The organism is Pedobacter soli (assembly GCF_900101435.1).
Classification (GTDB): Bacteria; Bacteroidota; Bacteroidia; order Sphingobacteriales; family Sphingobacteriaceae; genus Pedobacter; species Pedobacter soli.
This window is the reverse complement of sequence record NZ_FMZH01000017.1, coordinates 32236-44721: the sequence shown is the minus strand read 5'-3', so window position 1 is coordinate 44721 and position 12486 is coordinate 32236. Positions and strand designations below refer to the sequence as shown.

General features: G+C 38.4%; 12 protein-coding genes. 7 read left to right on the top strand and 5 right to left on the bottom strand.

What is annotated here, in order from left to right:
• Positions 1-118 precede the first annotated feature (118 nt).
• From BLR37_RS23140 to BLR37_RS23130, 3 genes are read right to left on the bottom strand one after another with little or no spacing between them, the layout of a single operon-like run.
• On the bottom strand, positions 119-1081 hold the full coding sequence (locus BLR37_RS23140; RefSeq protein WP_090772829.1) for an AAA family ATPase: 963 nt from the start codon (positions 1079-1081) through the stop codon (positions 119-121).
• 5 nt (positions 1082-1086) lie between these two features.
• Complete coding sequence (locus BLR37_RS23135; RefSeq protein WP_090772827.1) at positions 1087-2445, bottom strand: peptidylprolyl isomerase; 1359 nt, start codon at positions 2443-2445, stop codon at positions 1087-1089.
• Positions 2446-2502: 57 nt separating this feature from the next.
• Positions 2503-3090: a hypothetical protein gene (locus BLR37_RS23130; protein ID WP_244154743.1), complete on the bottom strand. Its 588-nt coding sequence runs from the start codon at positions 3088-3090 to the stop codon at positions 2503-2505.
• A gap of 104 nt (positions 3091-3194) precedes the next feature.
• On the opposite strand from BLR37_RS23130, the gene BLR37_RS23125 reads away from it, so the two are divergent.
• Together BLR37_RS23125 and BLR37_RS23120 are read left to right on the top strand one after the other, a co-directional pair.
• Positions 3195-3848 carry a hypothetical protein gene (locus tag BLR37_RS23125; protein ID WP_090772825.1) on the top strand — a complete coding sequence of 218 codons (654 nt, stop codon included), beginning with the start codon at positions 3195-3197 and terminating at the stop codon, positions 3846-3848.
• Between the two features lie 163 nt (positions 3849-4011).
• A complete protein-coding gene (locus BLR37_RS23120; RefSeq protein WP_090772823.1) occupies positions 4012-4590 on the top strand; it encodes a non-canonical purine NTP diphosphatase in 579 nt (192 codons plus the stop codon).
• 67 nt (positions 4591-4657) lie between these two features.
• Here BLR37_RS23120 and BLR37_RS23115 read toward each other — a convergent pair whose 3' ends face one another.
• On the bottom strand, positions 4658-7045 hold the full coding sequence (locus BLR37_RS23115) for an OstA-like protein (RefSeq protein WP_090772820.1): 2388 nt from the start codon (positions 7043-7045) through the stop codon (positions 4658-4660).
• A gap of 65 nt (positions 7046-7110) precedes the next feature.
• Here BLR37_RS23115 and tilS point away from each other — a divergent pair, with 65 nt between their 5' ends.
• The 5 genes from tilS to BLR37_RS23090 all read left to right on the top strand — a co-directional run bounded on the left by tilS (position 7111) and on the right by BLR37_RS23090 (position 11642).
• Positions 7111-8442, top strand: a complete 1332-nt coding sequence (gene tilS, locus BLR37_RS23110; protein WP_090772818.1) for a tRNA lysidine(34) synthetase TilS — start codon at positions 7111-7113, stop codon at positions 8440-8442.
• Positions 8443-8931, top strand: coding sequence for a hypothetical protein (locus BLR37_RS23105; RefSeq protein WP_090772816.1), 489 nt, complete (start codon positions 8443-8445; stop codon positions 8929-8931).
• A 229-nt stretch (positions 8932-9160) separates the two neighbouring features.
• Positions 9161-10303, top strand: coding sequence for an N-acetyl-alpha-D-glucosaminyl L-malate synthase BshA (gene bshA, locus BLR37_RS23100; protein ID WP_090772814.1), 1143 nt, complete (start codon positions 9161-9163; stop codon positions 10301-10303).
• Between the two features lie 102 nt (positions 10304-10405).
• Entirely contained in the window at positions 10406-11008 is a 603-nt protein-coding gene (locus BLR37_RS25535; RefSeq protein ID WP_244154742.1) for a hypothetical protein, read from the top strand.
• 187 nt (positions 11009-11195) lie between these two features.
• Positions 11196-11642, top strand: a complete 447-nt coding sequence (locus BLR37_RS23090; RefSeq protein WP_090772812.1) for a KTSC domain-containing protein — start codon at positions 11196-11198, stop codon at positions 11640-11642.
• A 128-nt stretch (positions 11643-11770) separates the two neighbouring features.
• Here BLR37_RS23090 and BLR37_RS23085 read toward each other — a convergent pair whose 3' ends face one another.
• A complete protein-coding gene (locus BLR37_RS23085; protein WP_244154741.1) occupies positions 11771-12481 on the bottom strand; it encodes a phytanoyl-CoA dioxygenase family protein in 711 nt (236 codons plus the stop codon).
• Positions 12482-12486: the final 5 nt, after the last annotated feature.

Below are 12486 nucleotides of genomic sequence, written 5' to 3'. Positions count from 1 at the left end.
TGGAGTTGACTTTTCCCTTTGTTTGGAATTTGAAATCTCAAACTGCTATGAATTCCAATGGCTATTGAAAGCAGTACAAATCCTGGTTTGAACATCGGGATTGCAAATCCCGACTAACTTACAATAAATCTTTTATAATTTTTTCGATCGATAAGCCCTCAGCTTCTGCGCGGTAATTACGTACAATACGGTGACGTAAAATGGGCTCTGCAACGGCTTTAACATCTTCAATATCGGGAGAGTATTTTCCGGTTACGGCTGCATGGCATTTTGCGCCTAATACCAGGAATTGCGAAGCCCGTGGGCCAGCTCCCCAACTGATATATTTATTTACCGTCTCAGTTGCAAATTCTGTATTCGGGCGTGTTTTAGCTGCTAGTTTAACGGCATATTCTAAAACGTTATCGGTAACCGGAATATCGCGGATCAATTTTTGGAAGTACTGGATATCATCGGCATGGATGATTTTTTGTAACGCCGCGGTTTTATTGCTGGTGGTGTTTTTTACAATATTTAACTCATCTGCAAAGGCAGGGTAGTTTAACTGAATGTTGAACATGAAACGGTCTAACTGTGCCTCTGGCAAAGGATAGGTACCTTCCTGTTCGATAGGGTTTTGCGTGGCCAAAACGAAAAACGGTTTGGGCAGGCTATGGGTTTGGCCGGCTGCGGTAACCGATTTCTCCTGCATGGCTTCTAATAAGGCAGCCTGCGTTTTTGGAGGGGTACGGTTAATTTCATCGGCCAGGATAATGTTAGAAAAAACAGGCCCTTTTATAAATTTAAAGTGCCTGTCTTCGCCTAAAATCTCTGCGCCAATAATATCGCTTGGCATTAAATCAGGGGTAAACTGGATACGGTTAAAATCGAGGTCTAAAACCGACGCTACAGTTTGAACAAGTAAAGTTTTCGCTAATCCGGGTACGCCAACCAACAGGCAATGCCCGTTGCTAAAAATGGCGATTAAAACAGATTTTATGATGTCATCTTGTCCAACTACGACCTTGCTTATTTCGGCTTTAATGTTGTTGAATGATTGATGAAGCGCATCAACAGCTTCTACTTCGTTCTTATACTGCATTTGTATTATTTTGCGGCTGTGGTTTTAGTCCAGATTTTTAATTCATCGCAGGTATTGAATTCGTCGTCGATTTTAATGTAAGTACTTTCGCGACGTTTCTCAAACCATTCGCTTAAAGTACGATTAATTTTATCACTTTGTGCAGCATCTCTGATTTTTGAGAAATCCTGTACCATATTGGCTTTGTGAGGTGGTATTTTGGCTTTTAAATATAAAATGCGGTAACCTTGTTTGCCATCAGGTGCAGTAAATAAATCAGGTTTAGAAATACCACCTACTTTCATGGTATCGATTACCAGAAATACCGCCGGATCTAATTTATCAACCGGGATTAAGGTACTTCTTGCCTGAACATTCTCGGCATTTAACATCATACCACCATTGTATTTGGTCTCTTTATTATCTGAGTAAAGGTTGGCAGCAGCTGCGAAGCTTAATTTTTTACCCATAATGTTGTTGTAAATACTATCGGCATGCAATTTTAAACGGGTCAAACTCTCAGGTGTAGTTTTAGGCATAATTAAAATGTGCCTAACGTGTACCTGCTCTCCTCTGCGCTCTAATACCTGTAAAAAGTGGAAACCATATTCGGTTTCGAATACCGGTGAAATTTCGCCGGCTTTTAATTTAAATGCCCAGGCGGTAAATTCTTTTACCATGGTGTTTCTGTCAATGAAGCCATAGTCACCACCATCTGATGCCGACCCCGGATCTTCTGAATAGGTTTTAGCCAATACGCCCATATCCTCACCGCTCTTAACCCTTAATCTTAAGGCTTCAATTTTATCGCGGAATTTTTGTTTCTCAGCACGGGTTAATTGTGGGTTTAACACTACTTCACCAACTTCTACCTCGGTATTAAATTCAGGAATGCTATCGCCCAACGATTTGAAATATTTTTCAACCTCCATCGGGGTAACGTTGATGTTTTCGGTAATTTTTTGTTGCATTTTTTGTGCAATCAGTTCATCTTTTACCGATGGACGGATTTCATCTTTATATTGCAGTACCGATTTGTTCAAAAACTGTTCTAAGCGCTCTTGTCCGCCGGCACGTTGCATGCTGTAACGCATACGCTTGTTTACCTCATCATCAACGGCACCGTCTTCAACCATTACCGAATCAATTTCGGCCTGTTGTTTCAGCAGTTTTTGAGTAAGGGTTTGTTGCAAAATTTTACACTTAATGGATTCATTAGGCGGATTTCCCTGATAAAGATATTGGGTGTATTGTTGATTTAAATCTGATAGCAGGATAATATTACCTCCTACAACAGCAGCAACTTTATCTACCGTGTGCTTTTGTGCATTACTGTTTAAAAACAGGCTCATTAAAGCGGTTGCTACTAAAAAAACTTTCTTCATTCTATTGTTTATATTTTGCAAATTTAATACTTATTGGTTACCAAAAAACCGGTTAAATTATAGCTTGGCCAGCTTTTTTAGTTCACCATCGTTAATTTTAGTCTGGTATTTTTGTTTCAGGCCATTCAGCCACTTTTCTTCCAAACTTTGCTGGTAATCGGCAATTACATCGCCTCTAACCTCGCTTAACGGTTTATTGTAATTTTGTTTGTTTTTATTGTAAAACTCGTTTATCGCCTGCTCATCATCCTGTGCTTTATTCCAGATTTTTTGCTCAGAAACATTAAACATCAGCACACCTTCGCGGTATTCGTTTAATAAAAAATCATGATCTTTGCTGCTTATAACCGCTTTTTTGTGGGTACTTAAGGCTTCTTCATAATTTTTGATTTCTTCCTGGTAGCCAGGGGTTTTATCGAGACCCATTTCGCGGGCATCTAAAACCTTAAGTTTAAAATTTATATAAAGGTTTAAATAAGCCTGAAGCGTATCGTAAGAAATACTGATATTTCCGTTATGGCTTTTTTTGTATGCCCACATAAACTCTTTGGTACTTATTGGTTTGCCATTAACTACAGCCACGTTTTGTGCAAACGAAATGCTATAAATAAAGCTAAAAACAAACAGGCAAAAAGCTTTTCTCACGTAGAGCAGTCTATAAATTTTAAGGGATAAAAGTAACAATTAGCGTCGCTATTATAAGATATTTAACTAATTTTAACAGAAATTATTATCCTGCAAAAATACGAATGGAAAACCAGCTTACCAACAATGCGAATGCTTTACGTTTATTTTTTACCGACGAGGTTTTTCTGGTAAAAGATGAAAGTGTAGAAATTCAGCCGTTACGTAATGCTGAGCCCGTTTTTGTAGCCGCTCAGGTAGCTGCCGAACCGCAAAAAGAATCGGTTGTGAAGACCGAAGTAACACAAATTCCAGGTATTAAAGCACCCGAAATACCTAAAGTTTATCCTCAGTCGCCTGAAATTACGCACGTTGTGGCCGAGCCAGCACCCGAAAAAACCTTTAAGTTTTTAGGTGGAAATAAAAAATCGGTACTCATTCTGGTTAACGATGAAAGCAATGATGTGAGTACTGAACAAGGTCGCGAATTGTTGCGCAAAATTGTTAAAGCGGTAGACCTCGGAACACCTGATTTTGCCATCCTGAATTACTCGAGGTATCAAGGCACTGATTTTGCTGAACTGTATCAGTTTTTTAAACCGGTTACCATGCTCTCGTTCGGGGTAGAAATTGCACATCTAAAATTAGACCTGGTTTGGCAGAACGAGATCATTACCCACGGCACCACCCGCATTATTTTTGCGCCTAACCTGCACCATTTAGACAGCGATTTAACTGCAAAGAAATTGCTTTGGGGCAATCTGCAGAAAATTAAATAGGGTTTAGTATCAGGTATTTAGTATCAAGTATTGAGCATAAAGTATTAAGGTATGGTATTTTAAATAGTTTAATCATAACCTTAAACCTTAAACCTTAAACCTTTCAACTTTACAACACCTTACACCCTAAACCTTTTAACCTAAACCTTTTACCTCTTTTAAAATGAAAAAACTTGTTTTTGCAACCAATAACCAACATAAAACTGAAGAAATCCGTTTGGCCCTGGCAGGCAAATACGACGTGCTAAACCTCGAAGATATTGGCTGTTTAACTGATATTCCTGAAACTGCCGATACTTTTGAAGGCAATGCTACTTTAAAAAGCAGGTATGTGGTTGAACATTTTAATCTGGATTGCTTTGCCGATGACAGTGGTTTGGAAGTAGAGGCGCTTAACAACGAACCCGGTGTATATTCTGCAAGGTACTCGGGGAGTCGTGATAGTTTAGAAAACATACAACTTGTTTTAAAGAAACTTGAGGGAATAGGAAATAGAAAAGCCAGGTTTAAAACCGTTATTTCGTTAATGCAGGATGGCAAGAACCATATTTTTGAAGGTGTAATTAAAGGGACAATCACAACTGAGCTATCCGGTTCTAAAGGTTTTGGTTACGATCCTATATTTCAGCCTGATGGTTACGATATTACTTTCGCTGAAATGGATATGGCCGAAAAGAATAAGATTAGTCACCGAGCCATTGCGTTAGAAAAGATGATGACTTTTTTAAAAGGGGATGCATAGCTCCATTGGAGTCGTCACCCCTGATCCGATAGCTATCGGATTTATTTCAGGGTCTCTTATCATAATATTAAAGTTTGGTTCCGGCCTTCTTAACCTGCGTGGTATCCTTCTTTACCTGAGTTGAATCCTTTTTAGGTAAAATAGGTTTAATGCCAAAATTGGCACTGTCAGCAGGTCTAGCCACCGGTAATTTCTTATCCAGGTTTACACTGTCTTTTACTACTGTTGTTTTAGGCTGTGGAACATTTGGTGTTGTGGTAGTTTTGCCGGCAGGGTTTACAGCTTTATTGTTTACAGGCGATTTAGTAGCCGGCGTTTTGCCTGCCACGGCCTTAGGCTTGATTTTAGCTTTTGGTTTCCCTGCCGAGCCAACTGCATCTTTCTTAGATTTAGGTCTTTCGGTTGGTTTCCACGAAAAGCCTTTTAAAACATGGTCTTTCGCAATTTCATTTTCTGGGTTTAATGCCCCTTCAACTCCTTTAATATAAACAATATCTTCGATGGCATTCTCTTTACTTTTAAAAATGAATTTGATCCTGCTGCTCAGCGTCTGGTTCATTTCTTTATAAACCTTCGTGCTGTCGTCTTGAGTGTAATAAATACTTTCGGCATTGCCATCAACATAGAGGTTTTTGAGTCTGCCATCGTGAAAAAAGCCGGTCATCAACCTGCCCTTGATCTGGTTAAATCTTAACGAATCTTTAGGTGTATTTACCAGAAAAGCATTGCGGATGGCCTGTAAATTGTTAAGCTTTTTATTTTTAAACTGCACATAAATCGTATCGCCTACCTGCTGTGAGCCTTCCGACCAGATAATCGGGTTACTGTAACAACGGAGGGTAGAATCGGCGCTGGTATAAAAAAGGCTGTCGGTTTTTGCCTGAATATTGGTTTTAAAGATCTTTACGCCATGGAAAGCTTTTATTATACGTGCCTGTACTGTATCGGCAGGGTTAAACTTAGCTGTGTCATTCTTCAATGCTCCGGGTTTTAAGTTACCTATGGCTTTGGTTAAACTATCTTTAGCGCCTGGTTTTAATACTTTTTTGCTTAAACTGTCGATCTGGGTTTTAACATTCGTCTTAACCAGTGCATCAGCTTTGGCCGTTATCTTTTTCTGTAAGCTATCTGTCTTAAGCGCAGGGAGTTTTTTGATTAAAGAATCAGCTTTGGCTTTCAAAACATTGCTTTTTTTCAGGCTATCTGTTAAGGCTGTAGGCAGGGCTTTCCCGGCAGAATCGACTTTTAATTTTAAGCTATCAATGTTTTTGTCTTTTAGTAGAGCTGTGGGGTCTGCAGCATCCGCATCGCCTTTACCTTTCTTTTTCTTATCAGCTTTACTATTCCTTAAATTACGTTTACTGCGGTCGTCTTTTTGTGCAGGTTCACTTTCTGGTTTATATTTGGCCTCTCCGCTTCCTTTTTTTGCAGCACCTTCTTCATCATCCTCGCCAACCTGGTTATCGGCTTTAATGGAAATTTTCGGGATTAATTTTAAGGTTTTTTGCAATACCATCTGTGTTTCGAGGGTATCGGCACCCATCCATAAACTATCGGGTCGCTTTTTATTCTTCACCATGACCGAATCTTCAGTACCAATACCTACGTAAGCATTGCGGGTAACCAGGGTTCTCTGATCGGCTTTGTAATAGTAGCCCAAATCGCCAAACATTTTCATTTTATCCTTCGTATCAGAAAAAACGATGTTTTTAACGGCTTTACCTATTCCTTTTTTGCCATAATAATATAAACTATCGCCTTTTAACGACCGTGTGGCCTGCGTGTAAAGGTTTTTCTTCCCGAAAAAGGCATCTTCGGTTAAAGTATTGTACTGGCCATTTTCGGTGTAGAGGTTGTCATCTTTTCCCTTAATATTAGTAGGGCCATAGAAATAAGTCCATTTATCCTGAGTATTGTAGCTCATGGTATCCGATTTGATGGTAGATTGCGGCGTAACCACAACTACATCATACCTGAAGTACGCAACATTTCTTTCGCTGAAATAATAACCGTTTTTACTGGTGAGCGTTACATCTTTGTTTACAATTTTACCCCCACTGGTGTAGGTGCCTATTTTAGTGAGTGTGTTGTAATCTAAAATATTGGTGGTTAAAGTCGATGTAGGGTCCTTCATCAGCACATTTCCGGTTAAATGAGCCTGTTTTTTATTTCCGTCGTATTCCAGCTGGTCGGAATATATATCCGTTCCGGTTTGATTGATGTGCACATTTTTAAAAGCTTCGAAGTAGTTTCGCTCACTATAAAAAATAGCACTATCGCAGGTTAAAGTTGCGTTATCTTGCTGAAAAACAGGATTGCGAAGATAGGTAGCATTGTTTTTCCTGTCGCCGGTTACTTTTGTAAAGGAAACGATTTTAATTTTCGATGCAGGTTGCTGACCGAATAAAAATGCCGGGCTGATTAAAAGGAATAAAAAGACAAATAGTTTTTGCACACTACAAAGTTAGTTTTTTGTTCCGAACGTTCGGAATACCAGTTAAAATTAAATATTTTTGGTGGATGTTACCCTTACAGCAATTTCGTGATTTTATTGAACAGCAACAGCTGTTTACCGAAGGTAACCGCATTCTTTTGGCTGTAAGCGGCGGTAAAGATTCTGTACTGATGTTACATTTGTTTAAGGCAATAGGCGTTGATGTTGGTGTAGCACACTGTAACTTTAATTTAAGGGCCGATGAAGCCCAGCGTGACGAGCATTTTGTTGCGCTTTTGGCCGGCAATTTAGGGTTACCTTTTTATGTAACGCATTTTGAGACGAAAAAATATGCACATCAGCATAAAATTTCGACACAGATGGCAGCACGGGAACTGCGTTATGCATGGTTTGAAGAAATAAGAAGCGCTAAAGGTTACGATTACATTGCTCTGGCCCAGCACCAGAACGATGCTGTTGAAACGGTACTGATTAACCTGGTGCGTGGTACCGGAATTAGTGGTTTGCATGGCATTTTACCTAAACGCGATAAACTGATCAGGCCGCTGTTGTTTTTAAATCGCCAGCAGGTAAATGAAATTGTGACAAAAAATAATATCGATTTTGTTGAGGACAGTTCGAACCTCAGTACCCATTATACCCGTAATAAACTGCGTTTACAGGTTGTGCCTCATTTGCAGGAAATAAACCCTGACCTCGAAAAAACTTTTGCCGAAAACATGGCGCGTTTTGCAGAGATTGAAACTTTCTTAAACCTGGAAGTTCAAAAATTACAGACCAGAATTTTAAACGAACGTGCTGATGGCGTTTATATCAATTTAAAGGAGATTGCAGCTTTAAATCCACAAAAATTATTACTGTACGAACTATTAAAGCCTTTTGGTTTTAGCGAAAATGTGGTAGTAGAGATTCTGGGTAGCTTAAAAGCGCTAAGCGGAACGCATTTCTTTAGTAGCAGTCACCAGGCCATTATAAACAGGAGCGATCTGGTTATTGTAAAAAAAGACACTGCCATAGTCGCAAATCAGTTTATACACCCAGAAACCGTGTGTATTACATTTACGGACCACGAAATTGCCATGGCTTTCAGCAGCGAGGTAAAGTTTGATTTGGATGCGAATAAGGCCTTTGTAAATGCCGGTAAGCTGATTTATCCTTTGGTGTTACGGAACTGGCAAAATGGCGATAAATTTATACCGCTGGGGATGCGAAACCCTAAAAAAGTGAGCGATTATTTTATTGATGAAAAGGTGCCCTTGCATTTAAAAAGTACAACGCCGATATTGGTAAATGGAAATGGTGAAATTGTGTGGATTGTGGGCATGCGACAGGATAACCGATATAAATTAACCCCCGCAACCAAAAAAGTTGCTATATTCGAACTCAAAATTAAATAAGTGGAAAGCAAATACGCCTATATCGAAAAACAATACATCGGCCGTGATTATGTACGCATTTTCATCAGGCTAATTATGGCTGCTTTTTGTTTCGCTGCCTATGTTTACGAGCGTGACCGCGATAACACACAGGATTTGTTCCTGGTGGTGGGTTTCGGAATTATTGGTGTTTCAATGCTGCTGCTTTTTTTAATCCAGTACAAAATTGTTGTCGACAATGGCAGCATGATTTTAGATGGTTTGTGGACAACTAAACGCGTAAAAATTGATTTGAACAGCATTGTAGATGTACGTAAAGCTGTTTACAGCCGCTACTTTTTTAACAATCCTGTTTATAACCTGCATACCAAAGGTACCATTCGTTTTTACTCATCGGGTAAAGATGCGGTAGTATTAACCGATAGAGATGGGTTGGAATACTTTATTGGTACCCAAAGACCAAACGAATTGCTATTGGTGATTAAAGAAGAAATGCGGAACATTAAATAATTCCATTTCTTATCTCCAGTCTTACTATATTTCTCACTACAATTTTTGGCTTTTTGTTCTGTTTTAAAAGGGGCTACTGACCTCGCGCTTCCAAATAAAAACACTGTTGTTATTGTTACAGGGATAAAGAGGAAAATAACACAGAAATGTCACTATTTTTATTGCAATAAACCGACACGCATTATAGCTTAAAATCGGCTACATTTGCGGTAACAACAATACATTTACGATGAAGATAGGAATTGTTTGCTACCCCACTTTTGGCGGTAGTGGAGTAGTTGCAACAGAACTTGGTAAAGCACTTGCTAACGAGGGGCACCAGGTTCACTTTATTACCTATAGTCAGCCGGCCAGGCTTGATTTCTTTTCAGCTAATTTGTTTTATCACGAGGTTTCGGTAAGGGATTATCCGCTTTTCGATTATGCTCCGTACGAATCGGCATTGGCCAGTAAAGTGGTAGATGTGGTACGTTTTGAGCAATTAGATGTATTACACGTGCATTATGCTATTCCGCATGCTTCGGCAGCGTTCATGGCGAAGCAGATTTTAGCCAGCTATGGTATTCATATTCCGGTGGTAACCACTTTGCACGGTACCGATATTACGCTGGTAGGTAAAGATCCGACTTATAAACCTGTGGTTACTTTTTCTATTAACCAGAGTGATGGCGTAACAACCGTTTCTGACGATTTAAGAAAAGATACTTACAATCATTTCGAAATTACCAAAGATATTAAGGTAATACCCAACTTTATCGATTTCAGCCGTTTTAGTTTACAGGCCAAAGATCACTTTAAAAAGGCCATTGCGCCCAATAACGAACGTATTTTAATTCATACTTCTAATTTCCGGAAGGTAAAACGTACGGGAGATGTGATTCGCGTTTTCGAAAAAGTGCAGGCTGTAATTCCATCAAAACTGTTAATGGTTGGCGATGGGCCAGAACGTGTTTACAACGAGCAGCTTTGCAGATCGTTAAATATTTGCGAAAATGTAAGGTTTTTAGGTAAACAGGATGCAGTAGAAGAAATTTTGTCGGTTTCTGATCTTTTCTTAATGCCTTCAGAATCGGAAAGTTTCGGCTTGGCGGCCTTAGAGGCTATGGCTTGTAAAGTGCCGATAATTACTACCAACGCAGGCGGTTTGCCTGAATTGAACGTGGATGGCTTTTGCGGTTATATGAGCAATGTTGGCGATGTAGATGATATGGCGGCGCATGCAATAGAAATTTTAAAAGATGATGAAACACTAAAACGCTTTAAAGAAAATGCATTTACACGTGCACAGGATTTTGATCTTAAAAAAATCCTGCCCGAATACATCAGCTTTTATAAGGAAGTAATTGAAAATTCATTACAGGCTAAGTATTAAGCTTGATTTAAAATTTAGTTATTTAGCCATTCGATATATTTCGGGTGGCTTTTTTGCTTTTAAGATAGATGTTTTTCTGATCTAATATTTTTCTAAACTGCTATGGATGTATATTTAACTCTTAAATCTGAATCTATGCGTTTTAATTTTTTTAAAAATTTATTCAAAAAGAAATCATCTGTGAGATTAACCAAAAGTCAATACTGGCAAAAATTTGAACTGATAGAATTATTTAATGATCTGTTCAAAGCGGAAATCTTATTAAAAGAGCTCATTCAAGAAAATACTGACGCGATAGAGTTGCAAAAATTTACTGAAGTATTTACTGAAGAACTTTACGATATAGAAGGAGATAATGTTCCGGATTTTACAAACATTCTGAATCTATTTAAGCCTGATGGAGAATGGAATTCTTTCGCGTTTTTAAGAGAAAATGAGCTGGGAAATGATATTTATAGAAGATCATCTAGATGGAAAAGAAATCAAGGTTTTGAAGTTGGCGCCAAAGTTTCATTATCTGGAGAATTTGGAGTTGTATTAAATACAGAAGATCGATTTTATGGCTTAATTTGTTGGGATACGGAGATCGAAAATGATACAGAAGATTGGAGAGGCATGTTTGGATCTTTTCAGGATATTGGAGGAGAGATTATTGATCCTGATCATAAATTCAAATTTATTAATGATGATGGCTCAAAAAAATGAGCTATTGTGAGTTCCTTACATGATAAATATTAACCCATAAGCTTGACTTTTTGATATGAGGTTTTGCAGTGGAAGCAATGCAATTTTTTTTTTGCCCAATTTTATCCAGAGGTTAGGTAATTGTTAATATTTGATAAAACAAAACTTTCTCAAAATCAAATCATTATAAATCGTACCTTTGCGGCAAATGAAGAAAATAGTAGATTACAGAAAGCTGTTGAACGTGGATAAAGCAGCTGAACTTGCGACGCTTAAGTCGGTTTACCGCACCATGATGAAAGAGTGTCACCCTGATAAATTTCAGGTAGAAGAAGAGAAACTGGCTGCGGAAGCAAGAAGTAAAGAGATTATCGAAGCTTATCATTTCTTAGTGAGCATTGCTCCTGAAACGCGCGAACAAAATATCGAAACTTATACCGAAACGATTACCAATTCTAATATTTTAGATTTTGAATACAAACAATCGGTTTTAAATATTCAGTTTTTTGATGGTAGTGCTTACGAATATTTTGATGTGCCGCGCGCAATTTACATCAAACTGGTAAATGCTGATTCGCCGGGTCGTTTTGCGCGCCGTCATATCTGCAATGCTTATCCTTATCGTAATGTAGCTAAAGTGGCAGAACCTGCTTAGTTAAAACAATAAAATAATGAAAGACTTGCCCTTAGGCAGGTCTTTTTTGTTTAAGTTAACCTCTTATTGTCATGCTGATCCGATAGCTATCGGATTTGTTTCAGCATCTCTTTTGAAAATTAAAAAAACTAAATAGCCATGTACTCTGACCACTGCAGTTCTTTTGGCAACATCATATTACTAAACTCCAGGTGAATTACCCTTCTTTTCTTATTGTTGGTCGTTCTTCCCGAGCTATGTAAGAGTAAAGGCTTCATAATCATCATGCCGCCTCGTTTTACATTACAGCTCACCTCTGTTTCAGTATCCCAGTTAATATTTTCGGGACGGTAAATCCCTTTGCTGTGCGATTTTGGTACTACTTTTAATGCACCGTTATCCTCATCAGTATTATCCAAATGAATACGTATGGTAAAGTTTTGTTCCAGAATATTTAGAGGAGGTTGCACTGCAAACTGATTTTGCTTTATCGTGTATGGGCCAAAACCTGGAAGTGCTACTTTTTTATTAACTGATATCGTTAAGTCCTGGTGATAGGCGACAAACCAGTTCGAATTTTCGGGTTTGTCGAAGTAGATCGATTTAACCAGAAAATAATCACTCCCGAAGAGCTGGCCAATTACCATTTTTAATGCGGGAGTAAAAATTAAGTTGTTAATGCCTGGAATTTCCTTTATAAACTGTCTGATGGCAAAAAGATCTTCCGATTTCCTAAAATTTGATCCATCCACATCAGCTGAGTCAATGATTTCTATAATTTTATCTAATTCTTCAGCAGTGTAAATACTGTTCATAACAGTAAAGCCTGCATCACTGATTTCTTCCTGGTGTTTTTTCAACTCTT